The organism is Xenorhabdus siamensis, from assembly GCF_037996745.1.
Classification (GTDB): Bacteria; Pseudomonadota; Gammaproteobacteria; order Enterobacterales; family Enterobacteriaceae; genus Xenorhabdus; species Xenorhabdus indica.
Map to the genome: position 1 here is coordinate 58,010 of NZ_JBBMXE010000005.1, position 21,908 is coordinate 79,917.

15 protein-coding genes are annotated in these 21,908 nt (G+C 42.3%); 10 read left to right on the top strand and 5 right to left on the bottom strand.

The annotated features are described in order from the left end of the window. Positions 1–37: 37 nt before the first annotated feature. Positions 38–694 carry a helix-turn-helix transcriptional regulator gene (locus AAC852_RS04240; RefSeq protein ID WP_340619948.1) on the top strand — a complete coding sequence of 219 codons (657 nt, stop codon included), beginning with the start codon at positions 38–40 and terminating at the stop codon, positions 692–694. A gap of 79 nt (positions 695–773) precedes the next feature. Here AAC852_RS04240 and AAC852_RS04245 read toward each other — a convergent pair whose 3' ends face one another. Beyond that, positions 774–2,423 carry an LTA synthase family protein gene (locus AAC852_RS04245; RefSeq protein WP_340619949.1) on the bottom strand — a complete coding sequence of 550 codons (1,650 nt, stop codon included), beginning with the start codon at positions 2,421–2,423 and terminating at the stop codon, positions 774–776. A 369-nt stretch (positions 2,424–2,792) separates the two neighbouring features. On the opposite strand from AAC852_RS04245, the gene AAC852_RS04250 reads away from it, so the two are divergent. Together AAC852_RS04250 and fdhD are read left to right on the top strand one after the other, a co-directional pair. Next, positions 2,793–4,883, top strand: a complete 2,091-nt coding sequence (locus AAC852_RS04250) for a plasmid pRiA4b ORF-3 family protein (protein ID WP_340619950.1) — start codon at positions 2,793–2,795, stop codon at positions 4,881–4,883. Between the two features lie 156 nt (positions 4,884–5,039). Then, positions 5,040–5,870, top strand: a complete 831-nt coding sequence (fdhD, locus tag AAC852_RS04255) for a formate dehydrogenase accessory sulfurtransferase FdhD (protein WP_340619951.1) — start codon at positions 5,040–5,042, stop codon at positions 5,868–5,870. Here the strand turns inward: fdhD and AAC852_RS04260 are convergent. Continuing rightward, positions 5,867–6,631, bottom strand: a complete 765-nt coding sequence (locus AAC852_RS04260; protein WP_340619952.1) for an N-acetyltransferase — start codon at positions 6,629–6,631, stop codon at positions 5,867–5,869. The genes fdhD and AAC852_RS04260 overlap by 4 nt on opposite strands. Positions 6,632–7,034: 403 nt before the next feature. Here AAC852_RS04260 and AAC852_RS04265 point away from each other — a divergent pair, with 403 nt between their 5' ends. The 4 genes from AAC852_RS04265 (at position 7,035) to AAC852_RS04280 (ending at position 13,203) form a co-directional block, all read left to right on the top strand. Continuing rightward, on the top strand, positions 7,035–7,775 hold the full coding sequence (locus tag AAC852_RS04265) for a Slam-dependent surface lipoprotein (protein ID WP_340619953.1): 741 nt from the start codon (positions 7,035–7,037) through the stop codon (positions 7,773–7,775). Between the two features lie 93 nt (positions 7,776–7,868). Beyond that, positions 7,869–9,344: a surface lipoprotein assembly modifier gene (locus AAC852_RS04270; protein WP_340619954.1), complete on the top strand. Its 1,476-nt coding sequence runs from the start codon at positions 7,869–7,871 to the stop codon at positions 9,342–9,344. Between the two features lie 53 nt (positions 9,345–9,397). After that, entirely contained in the window at positions 9,398–12,379 is a 2,982-nt protein-coding gene (locus tag AAC852_RS04275) for a TonB-dependent receptor domain-containing protein (protein WP_340619955.1), read from the top strand. Between the two features lie 8 nt (positions 12,380–12,387). Then, positions 12,388–13,203, top strand: a complete 816-nt coding sequence (locus tag AAC852_RS04280; RefSeq protein WP_340619956.1) for an energy transducer TonB — start codon at positions 12,388–12,390, stop codon at positions 13,201–13,203. A gap of 408 nt (positions 13,204–13,611) precedes the next feature. Here the strand turns inward: AAC852_RS04280 and AAC852_RS04285 are convergent, their stop codons facing one another. Then, on the bottom strand, positions 13,612–14,019 hold the full coding sequence (locus AAC852_RS04285; RefSeq protein WP_340619957.1) for a hypothetical protein: 408 nt from the start codon (positions 14,017–14,019) through the stop codon (positions 13,612–13,614). Between the two features lie 428 nt (positions 14,020–14,447). On the opposite strand from AAC852_RS04285, the gene AAC852_RS04290 reads away from it, so the two are divergent. From AAC852_RS04290 to AAC852_RS04300, 3 genes are all read left to right on the top strand, one after another. Then, on the top strand, positions 14,448–15,032 hold the full coding sequence (locus AAC852_RS04290; RefSeq protein WP_340619958.1) for a recombinase family protein: 585 nt from the start codon (positions 14,448–14,450) through the stop codon (positions 15,030–15,032). Between the two features lie 78 nt (positions 15,033–15,110). Beyond that, a complete protein-coding gene (locus tag AAC852_RS04295) occupies positions 15,111–16,100 on the top strand; it encodes an AAA family ATPase (protein WP_340619959.1) in 990 nt (329 codons plus the stop codon). A gap of 19 nt (positions 16,101–16,119) precedes the next feature. Further along, positions 16,120–18,663, top strand: a complete 2,544-nt coding sequence (locus AAC852_RS04300) for a S8 family peptidase (RefSeq protein WP_340619960.1) — start codon at positions 16,120–16,122, stop codon at positions 18,661–18,663. A 156-nt stretch (positions 18,664–18,819) separates the two neighbouring features. Here AAC852_RS04300 and mnmE read toward each other — a convergent pair whose 3' ends face one another. Then, positions 18,820–20,184, bottom strand: coding sequence for a tRNA uridine-5-carboxymethylaminomethyl(34) synthesis GTPase MnmE (gene mnmE, locus AAC852_RS04305; protein WP_340619961.1), 1,365 nt, complete (start codon positions 20,182–20,184; stop codon positions 18,820–18,822). Positions 20,185–20,275: 91 nt separating this feature from the next. Continuing rightward, positions 20,276–21,907, bottom strand: a complete 1,632-nt coding sequence (gene yidC, locus AAC852_RS04310) for a membrane protein insertase YidC (RefSeq protein WP_340619962.1) — start codon at positions 21,905–21,907, stop codon at positions 20,276–20,278. Position 21,908: the final 1 nt, after the last annotated feature.

Below are 21,908 nucleotides of genomic sequence, written 5' to 3' on the forward strand. Positions count from 1 at the left end.
ATAAATCTTGGAATAAATCACTGTCAGGTTCAACAATATGTCAATTATTGACTTGGAAAATAGCATGATGACGCCACACTCTGTGAGTGAACGATTATTGATGCTATTAAAAACGCGAGGTGCTATGCAATCTGCTGATGCTGGTAAGATATTAGGCACCACTGCGGAAGCAGCCCGTCAACAGTTTGTGAAGCTGGCTAAAGAGGGTCTGGTTGAAGGGCTCTCAGAAACAAGGGGAGTCGGTCGCCCTATTCAGCTTTGGTATCTGACCGACAAAGGGAATGCTAAATTTCCCAATACTCATGCAGAATTAACCGTCCAGATGATTACGATTATTCGCGATCAATTGGGTGAATCAACGTTGGATTTAATTATCAAATCTCGTGAAAAAGAAGTTTCTGATAATTATAAAACCGCGATGAAAGGAGCCACTGGATTACAGGAAAAAATTGAGCGTCTGACTAAGATACGCTGCCAGGAAGGTTATATGGCTCAATATTTCGTTCAGGAAGATAATTCAGTTTTATTTGTTGAAAATCACTGCCCAATCTGTGCCGCCGCCAGCATATGCCAGGGTTTTTGTCGCGCTGAACTCAAAATGTTTCGGGAAATTCTGCAAGCACAAGTGGAACGAACTGAATATATTCTGAACGGTGCCCGACGCTGTGCTTACCGCATTACACCATCGAAATAGCCAGATAAAGCTTACTATAAAACCTACACGATTGAGCGTATGTAGGTTTTATATGCGCAATATTCACATAACAGCCAAGTTATTCTTTACCCGCCACAGATAACTGCTGGTAAATATAATGCTTATAGCTCTCCACCAGAGCTTTGTCCTGACAGTCATTAAGCTCACCTTCACATAAATGACGCATCGTTATATTAGCCTGATAGAAAGGCGGAACTGTTAACCGAGCCCTTTCCAAAATCATTCCGCCGAGAAAAGCAATATCTGTCAGCTTGCCGATGGTAATAGGCGCTCCCTGTTTCAGATTATCCCGCATCGTAAATTGGGTCAGATACGCAGGATTAGGCAGTGAAGAGGAATATTGGTTAAAATGGATATTTGGTTGATGATCGCCAAATGAGAGAAAAACTATCGGCTTATCGCGTTTAGCCACAAATTCACTGAATTCTTTGATAGATGGATCTGATGTCGTGATCTTTTCCATATAGTGACTGAATTTTCCTATTGCCGATGAATCTTCAAGTTTGCCCGTCAATCCATAATCGTCGCTATGGTTCTCTTCATAAGGCCCATGCTCGTACATAGTCAGAGCGTAAATAAATATGGGTTTATCCGTCTCCTCAGCCAAGATAGTTTTCACGTAAGACAATACATCTTGTGTCCTGATCTGCCACAAATTTTCATCCATACTTGCTGGATAACCCAACTCTTGTGGCTGGATAATGCGATCAACACCCAATGTCTGGTACGCCTGTCCGGCATGGTAGGCAGATTTATTAAATGGCGTCAGCACCACAGTGTAATAACCATTGTCTTTCATGGCATGAAACAGGCTATTTTGCAGATGATCAACCACAAAATAAAACACAGAATTTTTACGCGAGCCGAAGTCATCAGTATCTAATCCAGTCAGGATAGAGAACTCTGATAACCATGTTCCACCACCAAAGGTTTGCACTCGGAGTGGACTTTGCGCACTGACCCCTGCATCATGCTGAAACATAAAAAGGTCTGGTAAGCGGGTATTCGCCGGTAACTGATAAATATGCGGGTTAACCGTAGATTCCTGCAATAATACAACCACATCCGGTTTTACATCTGATTGTGGTTCAGGCAGAGTGACATTTTTCGCCTGCTGCAAAAAATAATCTGCTGATACACCAAATTTAGGAGATTGGTACTCCACATCTTTAGCTGACATCACCATATTGGTCATGGTCCCACGTCCTTTGGGTAATTCAGCCTGCCATTCGTTATGGTAAGCATTGACGGTAAGATTGACACTCCCAACACCGGCAGCAACCAATACAACACTCAACGCCCGCCATTTTAGTCCTCGCACCGAATTTGCACTTCTCCAGCTCAGGAACATATTGAAGATTAGCCAAACCAACATCGCTACTACTGCAAGACCAGCTAACCAATAGTGGCGCAGTGTTTCCTGATTTGAAGGATCGAGCATGATATTCAAATCAGAGAACATCAGTTGGTCTTTATAGTAGTGAACTTTTAGCTGGTTGAGGAATTTGATGATAATAAAAAGGGTTCCAGTAAATACTGCGGAAAACAACCAACGTGCTGAAATAAGAAATACCAGTCCAAAGAGGGTACTAAATACACCAACAGAAACTAACGCAGGATAGATATCAGCACTTTTTTCAAATACTAATACCAGAGCTGCGATTAGTAATATCCCCAAATAAACCCCTGAGATTATTTTTTTCTTCATACTTTACTGTGTTCCATGCATGAGTCCAGTTTCACACCAGCCGATGAAAATAGCACAGGTTTCCCGACATACTGTAGACAAAATAAAGCAAATTTTTCAGTACCTAGTGTGCCAACCTGACGGATAAGGGTAAATTTTTAAAAAATCTATCACCATGATTCCACTGTTAACATTATGTTGATTAATCCAATCATAATTAACTATTAAATTTAAAATACTCTGAATAAATTGGCGATCATAGTGACAAATAAGGGTATTATCAGAATGAAATCTTGTTAATAACTATATTTACAATCTAGGTTAGGTTAGATTGGACAGTACAATCATGATGATTTTTATTGATTAATATATTGAAAATAGAAGAGATTGATGATGAAACTAACACCTGAAAAATTATTCTCTGCGATAGAAGAATATGCCCTCCAGCCTGAGAAGCAACGACATTTACCCCCAAAGCAAGTTCAATGGTTTGCCAATCCAGAGAATATCTTTTTGATGATCACTACGGCATTAACTCTACCTGAGGAAACTATGGATGATATAGGAGACAGCGTTCAAGATTGGCTTGAAGTTGCCATCTCAGAACTCGCGTTAATCGCTGTCAATTCACCTAAGGAAGTCAAACAACAATTTGAACAAGCTATTGAACTAATTCTAAATTATGCTAAAGAAAACTTCGAGCTGCATAGTGAAAACGTGTTGTTATGCTCCTCAATCTTGAAGAGATACCAGTTTCACATCAAAACTGACATTGCTCATCTGCTGGATATTACAAAACATACCGATAGCACAAATGTGGCTTCTTTTCCCCAAAAGCCTCCCAAATTAAAACAACTCATTCATGAGCTTAATCTTCAATCCGGCATCGAATTCATTGAATTTTTCGAAGATGGTTTTTCTGTTGCGCCCCTTGATGCGTTACACCATATATTGTCGGAAGTCATTCAGTATTCATGGGGCATTGATGCACTACTTTTGCTGACTCAATACTTTGAGGAACCAATAGCGCTTACCAGTGCCCAAGTGCTGGATCAATGTCCCTCTTCTGCCTGGAAAAATTTATCCTACTTGCAGCTTATAAACTTGTGTGTCCGCTTCAACCGCCATCCTTCAATTAAACCCTATATGAAGCGATGGAAAAAACGCGCACTGGCACACCATAAAACAAGGGGGACAGCAGAAATATACGAACTATACGCCACCCAGGTTGACGGCAATGATTGCGCCAGTATGATGATGAAAGCCACGCTGGATGGTCAGGAATATCAGATAAGTATGATGCTAGATTTTAAATCTGGTGTCCGGGAAACCTTATTGAATACCGCCCCTGACCAAACACTCAGTGAGTTAATAGCACAACTAAGCACCGATGCTACTGTTGAATTTACGCCTGTTTCCCCAGACTGGCTACAACAAGTGTTACCATGGATCTTTTCCGTTCAACAAGCTAAAAATACCCCTCTCGACCTTTATTCACTTTATTGGTTGTCACAATTGCCTATCGACTGGACTCAACCAGAAGAGTTTAATCTTGAACAATGGAGCCAGAAATTGGGTTATGAAGTGAACCCGAAGCGGCAAGAACAGAGTCGCCTCGGCTACTTCAGCTTCGGCCAAGCTGTTCAATCAACGCTCATGATGAGCTGGCTGGCACCAGAAGAATGTATATTGAAAGCGAAAAAACCCAGAGACTTATTGAAACTCTACTATTATGCAAACAAGGACGTGTTTACCGGGCGTCTGACATACTCCGCCGCTGTCGAGAGATATAAGCTACCATCAGAAGAGAAACGTTTGACGAATGAATATCTGGATTTGGCTCATGCGCTCCACGATCCCGCGATAAATCGTAAGAGATTTGGTTTATTTGATACCCTGTCTGAATTCAGTTTTCAGTTCTTTACTATGGATCTGGATGACCTCTCGGCTTCCATCCCACCACAAGGGTTAGTTATCAAAATCAGCTTACTGGAAGCAAGCCCTGCTGTCTGGCGTCGGGTTCATATCAGTAACCAAATGACACTGAATGAATTGCATGATGTGATACAAAATGTCATGGGATGGGAAAATATGCACCTGTTCCGTTTTGAACTTGGGGGAATAGAAATCCCAGAAGAAAATTATGACCAGGTATGTATTGGTTTATTCTTACGTGATATTGGTGATGAACTCAACTACCAGTATGACTTTGGTGATGACTGGCTCCATCTGGTGACAGTAGAGAAGGTGCTTGAAAAAGATATCCTTCAGCCTCAGGTTACCGCAGGTAACGGGGTCTGCCCAACTGAAGATTCTGGCGGTATTTGGGAATGGAATTATTTACTCAAGTTGAGAAAGAGAAAACTATTGACCGAAGATGAAGCAGAGCACTTGGAATATATCGGGTTATCCCCAAGTGAATCACTTGAACCTTTTGATAAACAAAAAGCGAATCATAGGCTCAGAAAACTCTTCGAATAGTTTTTTATTCGAATAAGGAACTGTTCAAGCAATAAAGTCAGTAAAACCAGAGAAGAAAATAGTCTCTGGTATTTTTACTGACAGCGCAAGCGCCGGATTGAGCCGATGATATTCAATCAACAGCATCATAAATTAATCCGATGGAGAATGAAGCAGATGGGTAACACAAGGTCAGGAGACCACTTAATCACTAATCAGATTTGCGGTACTTCCCGTATCTATGTACAACAAAAAAATCATCTGAGCAGCCCCAAACTGGATTGGGTGGCAGAAGAAGTCCCTATTGCCTTAGTTTACAACGGCATTTCTCATGTTGTGATGATGGCAAGTCCGAAAGATCTCGAACATTTCGCAATCGGCTTCTCATTATCGGAAGGGCTTATCATTTCTCCGCAGGAAATTCGTGGTATTGATTCAATTATCAGTTGTCACGGCGGCATTGAATTACATATCGAACTCTCCAGTCGCCGTTTTGCTGAATTAAAAGAGCGTCGTCGCAGTATGGCTGGCAGAACGGGTTGTGGTATTTGTGGCACCGAACAGCTATCTGAAATATTTCGCCCAATCACTCCCCTGCCCTTTACACAAAATTTCTCATTAAGCTATTTGGATCAGGCGCTTTCACAATTATCCCGTCTGCAAGATATCGGCGCAATAACGGGTTGTACACATGCTGCTGGTTGGATTGACTCAGAAGGAAATTTACTGGGTGGAAGCGAAGACATTGGTCGCCATGTTGCATTGGATAAGTTATTGGGAATGCGATCCAAAACAGGTTGGCAGCAAGGAGCCGTTTTGGTTTCCAGCCGGGCCAGTTACGAAATGGTGCAAAAATCCGCCAATTGTGGCGTGGAAATAGTGTTTGCAGTTTCTGCCGCTACTTCACTTGCAATCGAAGTAGCGGAAAAATGTAACCTGACACTGGCAGGTTTCTGTAAGCCGGGACGAGCAACAGTATATACACACCCTCAACGGTTAAAAGATTAATCAAGGCTATGAAACACCCACAAATTGGGTTCGATGTAGTGGGCCACCTGTTTCTCCGTATCCACCACCAATGGCACTAATCCACCTGGAATGATGTATTCCCCGCTTCGTGGGAATTTCATACCTATCCATTCTTGCCACTCTTCCACTGTACCGTAAATATTCATCGAACGGAGTGCAGGTTTGATGATTTTGGCTCCTAAACGCCAATGAGTACGTATCCAGGGATCAAATGGCTCCCCTTTTTCATTTTTCCAGTTACAGTATTCGACAAAATCTTGCAGTGGATAACAACTTTTCAGACTTGGCCTGACAGGAACAACCATCCCTTGCAACCCTGCTTCACGAGCGGTTTGTTTCACACTATCAATTAATAAAGCCGGAACATGATGTCCACGGAATTCAGGATCAACAGTAACAGACAAAGCTGACAGCATATTTGCTTGCCTTTTTCCCTTAGCCTCTGCCCCTTCACGCAATACTGCATCCCAACCATCGTCAGGCAGTTGATTTAAGGAAGTTTGCTCCCACGGAAAAGGAATTGAATTCAATAATCCAATCAGACGTTCTTGTTGCCCTTGTTTAAGGATGGCACACTTTTGAAAATGACTAAAATCAGGCTCATATAACGTATCCCAATATTGCTCGACCACCTCACCATGATCTATAAATTCCGGCCAACTGGCACTGATAAGATCATAAGATTCTTCCCTAAAATCTTTTCTTTCTTTAGCTGATTGAATAATGATTTTGGCGTCCATAACAGGTTCCATATTAAACAAATATCAGATTGATAAATATAAAGATATTCTTAATAAAATTTGAGTTATGCTCATGCAAAAAAAAAGCTTCTCCGAGTATAAGTCACTATTTCACTGCATAAAATCAGATTATTAATACCACAATAATATAAAGTGTTTAAGTTTACCAACCTCACATTTTTGACAAAAAGAAAATTGTTCCCCTTCTATCAAAAAAGATAAAAATTAAATAAATTCATTATATTATATAAAAACCACTTTTAACCGCCCCACACAACAAAAACAAACAAGAATTATTATCATTTACATTATCATACAAAAAGTGTAATTTTCTTTACGCAGTAAATCAGTTCATTTTTCATGATGGGGTAAAAAAGGAACCCCTATTCCAAACGAGGATAAAATGAGAAAGATTAAAGTATTAGTCGCCGCTGTAGGCGTCTTAGGATTTATGGCGCAGGCTCAGGCAGCAGTAGGATTTGGTCAGAGTCAAGTAAGTACACCATCATATATTAAGGTTGGGAAAACCGAAGCGGGTCGTGGTCCACACGGTGGCGGAGCAGGTGAACCAGGTATAGGTGTCAGTTCTGTCTACGGTGGTCAAATCACTGGGTTTGCTGGTCTGACCCGTATGGCTCCCGCCGATAATAATGGCATTCATAATATCTCAATGGCAGGTGCGCCGGGTACGCACGGTGGTATGGGGGTATTTCATTTCAGCAAAGTTGCCAATGCGGATGTTTACTTTGGTGAATGGTCCCAGACGGGTAATGCCGATGACCCAACCCACACAGTTTATTACGCTGGCAAGGATATCACTACCAACATTCCAACCGATGGTACAGCAACTTATACAGTAACAGGTATTAACCAATACAGCGGTAATAATGCTCTGTCCGGTGAATTTACCGCAGATTTTGGTGAAAAAACACTGGTTGGTTCGATGGCCAATAACACAATGGAAATTGGCATCGATGCTCAAATCCAATCTGATGCGAAATTTGTAGGTAGGGCACTCACAGAGGATCTTATTGGGAAAACAGAAGGTCACTTCTTTGGAGATAATGCATCCAGTCTGGCTGGATATGCCAAATTTGACGATGACAGATCCAAAGATACCGCCTTCGGTGGTACTAAACAGTAATTGTTAATTTTTTAGAGAACAGTGCCCCAAATGGGCACTGTTCTCTGTTTTTACTTTTTCTAATAGCATGAACTTTGTGATCTGGTTTCCCCAATGTTTGACAATAGAAAAACGCCAATATTATTAACAGCATTGATAGCCTTATGCTTTTCTTTATCCACTTATGCGGATGAAGATACCTCACGTAAAATCTGGCAAGAGGCACAACATAATCAACAGGAAAAAGAAACCCATCTGATTACCCCTGATCCCATTTTTACCGAGGACGACGCTTCATCTATTGTCATTAATGGGAAAACATTTCAGGTAGAAAATAATCTAAATGATATCGGTCAGGCTCTCTACCTTGCCGTCAATCATCGACAATGGCCGGATATCAGTCGCTTTCTCGCCGCTTACCAAAAATTATCAGGGCATGATGCTATGCTGGTGAATTTTGCCCAGGGTGGGCTGGCACGTTTTGAAGGTGACCTGGATCTCGCTGCCTATCATTATCAACAAATTCTGAACCAACAACCCGATTTTCTTCGCATCAAACTAGAATTAGCTCGTGTCTATTTTGAAGATCATAAAAACCGGGAAGCTGAATACCTGTTCTCAGAATCGAGTGAACCGCAACAGTTACCAGAAGCAGTTTTAAAGAACATTAACAGTTACCTGGAAGCCATAAAACTGAGAAATGGTTGGCGTGGCTCATTCTCTGCTGGTTATGCCTATAACGATAACGTCAATATGTCTCCTGATCAGGAAAGCTTCTCTCAGCATTATGACCCAAAGAATAACCGATTCTTTCAAGGTCAAGTCCCCAGAGCCATCAAGGCGTGGGGGATGTCTTATGATGCTACATTAAACCGGCGCTACCAGCTTATCGGCCATCACGGTATTTTTGGGCGTGGTCTGATTTATGGTGAAAACTATCGTGATTACCACGATGAGAACGAAAACACTTTCCAGCTAATCGGCGGCTATAATTATAAAAACAGGAACCACAATATCTCTTTTGGCCCGGTGTTTGAATATAAGCAGCGTACTGGTGATACCTTTTATCGTGCCACAGGTCTCAAAACTGAGTGGAGATGGGGAATTACCTCCCAAACAGCGCTTAATATTGAACTTGAGCACAAACAATTGCGCCATCAGCAACATTACCGCAGAAAAGATGGTGCACTCACCTCTTCTTACCTCACCTTATCCCACGCCATCAACAAAGAATTTATCCTGTTTGGCGGCGGTGACTGGGTTTACCGGGATAACGACCTGCATCCCGCAGACCGTTATCAACAATCGGGTGCACGTGCCGGGATTGCCGGGCAAATCTACCGCGGTATCAATGGTTCACTATTTGCCACACTGCGGGATCGGCGCTTTGGCGCTTACAGCCCGATGCTTAGGGCCAGACGTCAGGATACGGAGCAAATTTACACTGCTGTTATCAAAATTCCTGCCGCTGAAATATTGGGTATGACCCCCTCTGTGACTTTCCGCCACCGACGCAATCACAGCAATGTGGATTGGTTGTACAGCTTTAACAAAAACGAAGTGCTGATCAGGCTGGAAAAATATTTTTAAGCAAAATCTGATGATTTTTATTTGTACGATGATAATTGAGGCAGGAAATAGCAATGGCATATCGACTCAAAATCCGGCTTACCCCCACCACAGTGGCCTTATCACTGGCCTTTTCACTGGCAGCACCACCTCTGTTTGCTGAATCCAAACCTGCCACCACAGCCCCAAACGGCAAGACAGATTTAGGTAAAATTCGGGTTACAGATAGCAGTAATAAAGATGAAGCCGGTTATGATACGGTCTATGATAAAGATATCTCTAATATCTATATCGGCAAAAAGCAGATCGAGCGCTACAAAGGTGCATCTCCTGCCGATATCATTAAAGGTGCCGCGGGTGTATACAGCGGCGATGCCCGTAATAGCGGTGCCTTAGATATTAATATCCGTGGTATTCAGGGGCAGGGACGTGTTCCCGTTACTATTGATGGAACGGAACAGGCCATTACCGTTGGGCGTGGTTACAACGGTGCCAATAACCGCAACTATATTGACCCAAACTTAATCAGCAGTATTGAAATCGAAAAAGGCCCCTCCCTGAATCGTAAAGTCAAAGGATCTATCGGGGGCGCAGTCGCTATCAAAACACTAAATATTGATGATGTGGTGCCGGAAGGAGAAACGTTTGGCATCAATACCAAACTGGAAACCAGCAGTAATTCAGTCAGGGAGCGTATCTCTTCTTTGTCACTGGGGCAGGATTACCGCGATATTCCTAACTTTACCTACAAAGATGCTGAAACTGATCCTGCCTTGAAAATCACGCCACATTCATCAAAAGACAATAAACTGTTTGGTTTCAAAGATAATGCTTTCCGTATTGCCGTGGGCACAAGGCAGCAATATTTTGATTTGATTCTGGCTTATGCTTATCGCCGTCAGGGTAACTATTTTGCCGGTAAAGGTGGAGCCCATCGTTATGATGAAGCCGTTACAGAAGCCGATAAAAAACTGATGACTGAACCACAAACAAGTTTAGACCCTTATTTGCCCTTTGCTGCTCGCATCTATCGCCCCGGTAATGAAGTTCCTAATACTTCCAGTGAGATGCAATCTGTGTTAATCAAAAACACCTGGCACTTCACCGATGATCAAGCACTACAACTCGGTTTTCGCAATACTCGCATGGATTTTGGCGATATTATGCCTTCAAGACTGGCAATGGTACTTGCTGAAGATAATGTGGTTCCTCAATGGCCACTGGCTAATGTCCGTCAACAAACAGCCAACCTGACTTATAAATGGCATCCTACTGAAAACCCCTATATCGATTTCGATATAAACTTGTGGACAACCCGTACGACAGGGAATACCAATACCGCGGGTGGATATCCCCGTAGTCCGGTTAGCCGGGATTATGATTGGGAACAAGGGTACAGCAAAAGCAAAGATCCCGATATTGATGGCACATTGATAAATACAGCCGTCACCAATTCCCAAAATAATCGCTGGGGCGTGGATATTTCTAATAAATTTGAGCTGACCCGCAATCTGGACTTGACCCTGATAGGAAATTTCCAACGCGAACATCTGGATTCCAACGATGAGTATAATCCCCAAAATATGTACTTTTTCCAGTCACCGGCAAGAAAAGGACAGCGTCAAGAAATCAATCTCGCTTTTAACTTTGATTGGCGCCCTGCTTCATGGCTGGCATTAAGCGCGGGTGCTAAACGTGTTTCCTATTGGTCCAAAGATGATTTTCTCAATGAACGTCGTGCCGCGAGAGATGGACGTTATAAAAAAGTGGGTGATTCCATCGGGCATGAGATAAGTTATTGGCGAGCACTAACAGCAGAAGAAGCCACTCTGATACAAAAAAGAAAAGGCTATATACAATCGATTAAAGCCTCAAAAATGAACCTGATGGAAAAACTCAAACTTCTTAGGAAGCTAGATGCTAAATATCCAGATATTGGTGAAACTCCTCCTGACCAACGTGATAGCTGGACACGCAAAATGATTGAGGAAAAATTTACTTGGAATTATGACTCCAGTAATGGCCAACTCCCCAAAAACAATAATCCCTATTTCAACGGTCAACTGGATATGAATGAAAGGGTTATCGACCCAATAAGCGGCAAAGAAGTTTATAAATATGAGTATGGCATAGAAGTCGATGCAAATAGTGTATCTGGCTCTGATCCTACCGATCCCTGGGAACCAGCCCCAAAACGTAAGGATCACGCATGGGCACCAACATTTTCTGCTACGGCCTATATCACCGACAATTTCCGAATCTATACCCGTTATGCTGAAGCAGTAAGAATGCCGAGTATTTTTGAAGATACTGTCGGTTTTTCAGGCTTTAAAGCAAATTACACAGGCCTAAACTTCAAACCAGAACGAGCCAAAACCACAGAAGTAGGTTTCGTCTATGATTTCAGCCAATTGGTTAATGCTGAGCGCAATGCCGATATCAGACTCTCCTATTACAACACCGTTATTGAAAATGTGTTCGACCGGGATAATACCTATCGTTTTTCCCAACTGGATAAACAAAAACTGGCTGGTCTGGAGTTACAGGCGCGTTACGACAACGGTAGTATCTTTACCGATATTGGCTTGGTCTACAATATGAAAAACAAGGTGTGTGACAATAACTCAGTCGCAAGAATGGACTCCCAAAATCGTTATGGTATCCCTGAATGTATTGACGGTGGTTTTCCAGGAGGTTATCTGCGTACTTCCATTCAACCGAAATATTCAGCTAATCTGAATATCGGCGGACGTCTGTTTGATGAAAAACTGGAGCTAGGCAGCCGGATGCTCTATCACAGCGGAGCGGAAAACAAAGATGAAAAATGGCTGATGAATATCTTGCCAGATGTTTACAAAGGGCAGTCCAACAATCCAATGCGCTGGAATCCGGTATTCACTGTTGATGCTTATGTTAGCTATCAGATCACCCCTACCCTATCAATGGAGCTGACTGGTACTAACTTAACCAACCGCTATTATCTTGATCCGCTGACGCGCTCAATGATACCGGCACCGGGCAGAACCTTTAAACTCAGTCTTACCAGCCAGTTTTAGAGGATAATATGATCAACACAGCTATATCAGACAACTCTGTTAACTATGTTCCATTGACACTCAATAAACGCTTTCTGGTTGGTATCCTGATTGCTGTTTTAGTGCATACCAGTCTGATATGGCTGTTAAACCGACATACAGATTCTTACGATGAGAGTGCTCAACATCTCAACCAAAATTCGCCTGAAAAAGAGTTTTCGATCACTATGGTAGCGGTTTCATCGTGGAAGGAGGAACCGGAGTTTGTTGAATTATCTCAGCTATTGCCAACTGTTCCTGAATCACCAACAACACCAGCAATTACAGTGGATAAAGAGGTGCAAACAGAAAAAAAGATCGAGAAGCCTGTCGAGCCAGTTAATATTCAAAAGCCGAAAAAGCAACGGAAAGAAAAACCAAAAGAAAACGGAGAAAAACAATCCGTTCAACCCACTCAGGAACAGCACCTAAAAGAGCTGGAAACCAATGGCATTGAGCAGATCAATTCACAAGGCGGCATGAGCAGAGCGGCAACTTCACAACCAGTGATGGGTCAAGGTCATAGTGAATCAGATAATTACCGCACAAAACTCAGACAGGAAATTGAACGTCATAAACGTTATCCCCGCAAAGCAAAACGAATGAGGCAGGAAGGTACGGTTACCGTCAATTTTACATTGCAAGATGATGGTTCCATCACCACAGCCAGAGTCGTTCAATCCTCCGGTTACAGTTCAATGGATAATGAGGCTTTAAAAGCACTCAGTCTTGCTAAATCCATTGGCCCGAAACCTGCAAATCTGGCAGCAGATATCACACTGAAAATTAGCTTTGAGTTGGATTGATAAATCCTTTTTTAGCTTGAAGTCAGTTGCCCTGGATATTCCGGTTCTTTCCATCACTTCTTGCATGGGCCAGTAATTCTTACTGAAAAATTTTTCCCGGAATTTACGCCGTATTGTGGGGATAACTCGTATTGTGGGGATAACTAAAGCGCCAAAAACTGTGTTCCAAAAAATTAAAATCGGAGCACAATGGATTAGAATCCTTTCCCTCAGTGAATAAAATTTTTCAAATCAGCCGATATCATTTGAAATCGCTTTATGTTTTTGCGACTTTCAGAATATTACTTCCCAATACAGAAAGTAAAGAAATATTTAAAATCAATAACTTATGTGTTATTTGGAGCAAGTAGGGATCAAGATTTGCCAGCCTAAACCCACATAACGCATTGATTATAAAAGGATATTACTCTACTCGAACTCTCCCCGATCTTCATCCGGAACGATGTTTAGATCCAGGTGAAGCTGATTTGAGCTGTTCAGCCCGGCAATTTGCTTCAGCTCGTCAGGTGTCTCATCACTGAAGGTCGCGAGGTAGTAGTAGGGATGGCCGTCGTCACTGCTAACCAGGTCATAATCCACGAAGTACTGCTCTACCTCTTCGAGCGTCCAGTGAACCTCTCCGGCAATAGCGATTAATAGATCGGTGTTGTCGTCAGGGTGGTTGTGGCCCTGGGGGAGAACCGAAAGTTCCGCAGAGGTGATCCCTTTATCCTTCCAATTTCTCAGAATGCCGGACCATAAATTAGCTCGAAGGTTTGAGCTGGGTTGGAACCTAGAAGCATTCCAATGAATGACATCTCGCTCACCGTTTTTCAAATGAAGAACGACCTGTGCCTTCTTGCGTGCTATCAGCTTATTTTTGAAAGCTGCCTCATCAGGAACAAAAGTTAGGGACAGTTTGCTTTCGCTGGACTTAGGTCCGCTCTACTCAACCGAGTCGAGCAGTCGCTCGATAACTCTCTCTGGCGTGTCGAACCCGACAGCCAACCCCTCCAATCTGCGGTACACATCATCGGAAATGCTTATTGTGACTGGCATCTTAATATCTCCATAGGTGAAACCATATATAGAACTATACATGGTTGTGTCTATAGATCAGGTTTTCTTTAGTAAGAGAGCAGAGCTTTTATTTTGTTCAACAAACCACCGTTTATTGAACACTTCAGGAGCTTACGCTATAGCTGGCATTTTAAGCAAATATCTGTTAATATTCTCGTATAAAATTCTGTGTTAATTAAACGTTCATGAATCAAAAAATCGGCTACGCCAGAGTTTCAACCGACGATCAGAACCTGCATCTTCAGCGGGATGCGTTGGTTGCTGTCGGTTGCGAAATCATTTACGAGGACAAGGCCAGCGGGAAAAATACCGCCCGGCCAGAACTTGAGAATTGCTTAAAGGCTCTTAGGCCTGGAGACACGTTGGTCGTCTGGAGACTGGATAGGCTTGGTCGTAGCTTGGGTGATTTGGTGAAAGTCGTTACCCATCTAGTTGATGAACGGCGGGTTGGATTTCTGAGCCTACAAGAGCAGATTGAGACTAACAATACCTCTGGAAAGTTGGTTTTTCATGTGTTTGCAGCTCTAGCGGAGTTTGAGCGTAACTTGATTAGTGAACGTACCAGAGCTGGATTAGAATCAGCAAGAGCTCGTGGACGTGTGGGCGGAAGGAAACCAAAATTGCAGAAAAAAGACATTAGGGAAATTAAGGCGTTACTCAAGGATGGTTCTATTCCTGTATCTGATGTTGCAAAGCGATATGGAGTATCTAGAACAACTATTTATAATCATGTTGGGGTGGTGAGTGTACAAAATTCTAGTGGGGATTAAGTGCTTAAACCCTGTCATACTACACATACTTTATCGTATAAAAATGGTAAGTTCGCCCCATCTTATGGAGATTAACTAATGGCTACTGCGGAACAACTGAAAGCGCTTTTAAAGAGTCACGCTGAGCGTGATGATGAGCGTTTTTACTCTGTTGCCCTTCAGGTGGCTGCCAAAGAGGCTCGACAGGGACATAACAAGCTTGCTAGCGACATTAAAAACCTTGTTGAGAAGTCTCAAAGATCTACTAACAAGCTGGGGCTAGCATCATCTAGAGCTATTCCATTTTCACAACAGAATCAAAGTGAGTTAAATGGCTTATTAGAGCTAACACCGCACAGTGTTCGTCTTAACGAACTTGTTCTTTCTGATGACATACAAGAACGTATGGAAAAGGTAATATTAGAACAACGCCAGAAAGACAAACTTAGCCAGTTTGGATTGCAACCTCGTAGAAAACTCCTTTTTACTGGTTCACCAGGAACTGGTAAGACGATGTCTGCATCTATGTTAGCAACAGAGTTAAAGCTGCCTCTTTATACAATAGTTTTGGATAATTTAATTACACGTTTTATGGGAGAAACTGCTGCGAAGTTGCGCTTGATTTTTGATCATATCAGGCAAACACGGGCAGTTTATCTTTTTGATGAATTCGATGCTATTGGAACTCAACGAGGTGCACCTAATGATGTTGGGGAAATTCGCAGGGTATTAAACTCTTTTTTACTATTTGTAGAGCAAAACGCATCAGAGAGTATTATTGTTGCAGCTACAAACCATCCAGAATTATTAGATCAAGCGCTTTATAGAAGATTTGATGATATCATTAAGTTTGAAAAACCAAAATTTAATCAAATATGTCTTCTAATTCAAAATCGGCTATCACTTTTTGATACTGACGACTTTGACTGGGATCTGGTTGCAGAAACAGCTAATGGTTTAAGTTCTGCCGAAATTACTCGATCTTGTGAAGACGCGGCTAAAGAAGCTGTTTTGAATTTTAATGCCAAAATAACAAGTGAAACTTTATTAAAAGCCTTTTCAAGAAGGCAATCAGGTAATAATAAATAAAAACTTTTGAGGGAATTATATGGTTTCTAAAAGGAGGCATTTAGATGTAGCTAGATTTTTCATAGATGAAAGATTTAAATCTAAAAGAACTGGTAGAAATCCAGGGATTCCTGGACAGAACAGAAACCAACATGGAAGTCATTTGAGAGGTCAATACCAAAATTTAATCGATGCCTATAACCAGCAAAGAGAACATGAAGTTAATACTATCACAGATGATTTTGGAATTTATGTTGAAATTATTGGTGTAGATGGATGTAAGCTTCCATTAGATAGTTTAGATAACAGAGATTTTAAACTTTGTTCTTGTCAGATGAGAGAAAATAGGGAGTTCGCCTTAGTTTTTATACCTGAAGATCGGCGAAATACATTCCTTAAAAAAATACAGCAGTATTTAGATCCTCAGAAAGACGGAAAGCCAAATAAGGATGGGATATCTTTTCCTCGAAATCATACGTTAATAGATAGTATTTCTGAGATTAGACTTGCAAGTTTAGAGTCATTTTGGACAGATCCGCCAGAATTGTTTCCTACAGATCGAGATAATGATGTTTGGTGGGAATTGTGGTTGAAAAAAAATGCAGTTGATGGCGTTGAAAATATAGCTGCGTCTCTTGCAGAAAGAGTAAATGGTCGTTTAGGAAACACATCTATATCATTTTTCAATTCTTTTGTTGTTCTTATTAAGGCTTCTGTTCGTAACTTAGAGAAAGCCCCTGAATTAATTTCAAATTTAGAAGAAATTCGAAAAGCGAAGGATACGCCAGTTCCTATTGTTAGCTCTTCACCAAAAGAGCAACAAGCGTGGCTACAAAGTATTTTTGATAGAGTTTCTCTTTCAGATAATATAACAACCAGTGTATCCATACTTGATACTGGGGTTAATTATCATAATCGTTTATTAAGCTCAGTTTGTTGCGATGATTACTCCGTTTCTTGGAATCCTGATTGGCCTAAATACGATCAGTATCAACCACTAGCTCCATTTAATGATCATGGTTCTTTGCAGGCAGGACTTGCAGCATTTGGAAATTTGATGGATGTTGTATTGGAAAACAACGCCATCCATCTGTCACATATAATCGAATCGGCAAGAATATTACCTCCGCAAGGAAATAATGATCCCTTGTTGTATGGAGCTATAACTGTAGGAACTGCATACAAACTTGAAATAGATAGACCAGATATAAATCGAGTATATAGTCTTGCTGTTACTTCTGACCATGAGAAAGAAAGTGGTAGACCTTCTTCATGGTCTGCAGAAATTGATCAATTTACCTCTGGTATGCAAGATGGAAAGCAGAGACTTTTTGTTATTTCTGCCGGTAATAATCTAGAGATTCGTCCTGATCAAAACTACTGGGACCAAGTAAATCTTGCTCAGATAGAAGACCCTGCTCAAGCATGGAATGCTATTACCGTTGGTGCATATACAGAAATGACAACAAATGATGATCCCTGTTTTGAAGGTTGGTCACCTTTTGCAATGGCGGGTGATGTCGCGCCATCAAGTCGTTCTTCTGTGAATTGGGCATGGAGAAAGCAGGCACCATTTAAGCCAGATGTCGTTGGTGAAGGTGGAAATAGACTTTTGTCACCAGATAAAACGGAAGTCAGTAACGAAGATACTGTTGGATTATTAACAACATCAGGAAAAACTACTGGTCAGGTTTTTGAGCGGGGAAGTGATACAAGCGCGGCATGTGCGTTAGTTTCTAGGTGTGCAGCTCAGTTAACAGCCGAGTATCCTGAACTTTGGCCTGAGACTATCCGAGGCTTAATAATACACTCTGCGGAGTGGACTCCAAGAATGATGGAACGATTTGGATTATTAAGTGCTATGCATAGCCCCAAAGTGGCAAAAGAAACATTGTTGCGTACAGTTGGGTATGGGGTAACTAACATTGATCGAGCGAGATACAGTGCGGATCATGCACTTACTTTGATTGCGGAGGGTGAGATCCAACCATTTATCAAGCCTCACGATGCCACTGCATCATCTGATCCTAAACTCAATCAAATGAAGCTTTATCAATTGCCTTGGCCTCTGGCGGAGTTGCAAAACTTGCCGCCAGAGTTAGAAGTTAAGCTAAAAATCACTTTATCGTATTTCATAGAACCTAATCCTGGAAGGAGGGGCTATCGTACAAGATATAGCTATCAATCTCATGGTTTAAGGTTTGAAACAATAAGGCCTGGGCAGTCACTTGATAACTTCCGAGCTTACATTAATGGCCTAGCAAATATGGATAATTACGATGGGACTGAAGGTGACAATGACGGATGGTTTTTAGGGGGGCAACTTCGAACAAGAGGTTCAGTACATTCAGATGAATGGACTGGTAGCGCACAAGATTTAGCTGACATGCACACTATAGCTGTTTTTCCTGTCGGAGGATGGTGGAAGTATCGGACGGCAGAAGATCGTTGGGAAAATAGAGTAAGGTTTAGCCTTCTTGTAAGCATCGAAGTACCTGACGAGAATGTTGATATTTATTCTGTAATAGAAAATCAGATCCAAGTGGCAATAGAAAATCAAGTTCAAGTAGAAATTGAAACTTGATGTTGCCCATCAAAAAGCAATCAAAAGAGCGGGTTTCGACAACAAACCCACTCTTTTTAGGTGCTAGATATTAAATTGTGACTAATACAAATAACAAATGTTTAGTTTGATGTGTTTTGAAGGGTTCTACATCGTTTTTCTTTTCAATTGGGCACTTCACTTCCCAATACAAAAACTTGAAAAAATCCGGCCAAGCAGATCATCGGAAGTAAATTCTCCCGTGATTTCACTCAATGCCTGTTGTGCTAAACGCAGTTCTTCCGCCAACAACTCTCCTGAACGGGCAAATACCAATTGTTGATGACCTTCCTGCAAATGTTCTGCTGCGGTATTCAGGGCCTGTAAGTGACGACGACGGGCAAGAAAACCGCCTTCGGTATTACTGTTGAAGCCCATGGTTTTTTTTAGATGATCACGCAGCAAATTAATGCCATCACCTTCACGGGCAGAAAGGCGGATCAATGAATGACCATTTACCTCTGATACACCAGTTTCTTCTCCGGTCATATCTGTTTTATTACGAATAACCGTAATAGGCAGAGATGCGGGCAGACTTGCCATAAATTCCGGCCAGATTTGTGCAGGTTCGATAGCATCGGTTGTCGTACTGTCCACCATAAACAGTACTCTGTCAGCTTGTTCGATTTCTTGCCATGCGCGTTCGATACCAATGCGCTCTACTTCATCACTGGCTTCACGCAAACCTGCGGTATCAATTACATGCAGCGGCATGCCATCAATATGAATATGCTCGCGCAAAACATCACGTGTTGTCCCCGCAATATCGGTGACAATCGCAGCTTCACGGCCAGCCAACGCATTCAGTAAACTGGATTTACCTGCATTCGGACGACCTGCGATCACCACGTTCATCCCTTCACGCAAAAGACTGCCTTGACGTGCTTGTGAACGAACTTGCTCAAGTTCTGCAATCACTTCATCCAACTTGGCCTCTATCTTGCCATCGGAAAGAAAATCAATTTCTTCATCAGGAAAATCAATCGCCGCTTCAACATAGATACGCAGGTTAGTCAGCGCTTCCACCATTTGATGAACCTGTTTGGAGAATGTTCCTTGCAAAGAGTTCATTGCAGAACGGGCAGCCTGTTCCGAGCTGGCATCAATCAGATCCGCAATTGCTTCAGCCTGAGCTAAATCAAGTTTATCATTCAGAAACGCACGCTCAGAAAACTCCCCGGGATTCGCGATGCGCACACCGGAAATTGCCAGAATACGTTTCAACAGTAAATCAAGAATAATCGGCCCGCCATGCCCTTGGAGCTCCAGCACATCTTCACCAGTAAACGAGTTAGGGCCTGGAAAATAAAGGGCAATACCTTGATCTAATACAGAACCATCCAGATCGCAAAACGGCAGGTAGTCGGCATAACGGGGTTTCGGGAGTTTTCCCAATACCACCTTAGCAACTTCCGCAGCTTTGGGGCCAGAAATACGCAGAATGCCTACACCGCCTCGTCCCGGAGGAGTGGCCTGAGCGACTATCGTATCGGTGGTATTCATGAAATTCTCTCTTTTACCCATTTTCTGAAATAGCAAAGGCGGCCAATGACCGCCCTCTATATATTTTTTAAAAAATCTATTTTTAAAAGACTTATTTTTTAGAAAGATCTACTTTCTTTTCGCGAGTATGTAACCCACGTTTTTCCAGACTGCGGAAAATAACCTGCTGTTGGATAATAGTAACCAGGTTACTGACGATATAGTACAGCACCAGACCAGACGGGAACCACAAGAAGAAGATGGTAAACACGACTGGCATATAAGTCATGATCTTCTGCTGCATTGGGTCAGTTACAGTAGTTGGTGACAGTTTCTGGATCACAAACATAGTCACACCCATCAGCAATGGCAAGATGTAATACGGGTCTTGCGCAGACAAGTCCTTAATCCAGCCCATAAATGGTGCATGACGCAGTTCAACAGATCCCATCAGCATGTAATACAATGCAAGGAAGATTGGCATCTGAATCAACAGAGGCAAACAGCCACCCAATGGGTTTACTTTCTCTGTCTTGTACAACGCCATCATTTCCTGACTCATGCGCTGACGATCATCACCGTAACGCTCACGCATCGCAGTAATTTTCGGCTGCAACAGACGCATTTTCGCCATAGAGGTATATTGCGCCTTAGTCAGCGGGTACATAATACCACGCACGATAAAGGTAATAGCAATAATGGAGAAGCCCCAGTTACCAATGAACTCATGCAGGAATTTCAACAGCTTGAACAGAGGCTGGGAAATAAACCACAACCAACCGTAATCAACAGTCAGATCCAGATGTGGAGCAACCGCTGCCATTTCATCCTGAATTTCAGGACCAACCCACAGAGTAGAGGAGATATTCTGCTTACTGTTCGGTGCGATATCGACAGTTTCACCTTTGTACCCGATAATCGCCATTTTCTGGTTTTTCATATCGATGGTATAGAAGCTACTGGTTTTTCCTTCTCCCGGAACCCAGGCTGTAGCGAAATACTGCTGGAGCATCGCCACCCAACCGCCTTTTGTGGTTACAGAAAGCGGTTTACTTTCAATTTCATCAAATTTGTATTTTTCGTATTTTGCTTCATCAGAAGAATAAGCAGCCCCACGATAGGTATGCAAAGCAAAGTTACTGCTGCCGGTATCGCGATGTGTCGGCAGGTTAACGCTCTGCTTTAACTGACCAAAAAACGCCATCTGCAACGGTTTGTCGGTCACGTTATCAATGCTGTAATCAACAGAAACAGCATAATTACCACGTTTCAATACGAAAGTTTTAACATATACAACACCATCAGGTGCGGTATAAGTCATCGGAATACGCAACTCATCCTGACCATCAGCTAAAACATAACTATTCTGAGTGGTCGTATAGAGAGGACGCTCAGCTTGATTATCTGGGCCATTAATGCCAGTTAATCCACTTTGAGCCTGATAAGTGAACTCTGGTGTCGTTTCCAACAGTTTAAACGGCGTTTTGGAACCAAGAGTATCAGGATAGGCCAGCAGATCAGCCTCTTCAATATCACCACCACGGGTATTGATGTGCAACGTAAGCACATCCGTTTTCACGGTGATCAGTTTGCCTTGCCCATTGCCTGCTTCACTACTCAGCGTACTTGTTTGATGCGAGATCTGTACTGTTGGTTGTGGGTTCTTATCCTTCTCCCACGCCTGCCAGACCAAGAACGAAACAAACAGCAAAGCGATGAGAAGGAGATTGCGTTGCGAATCCATC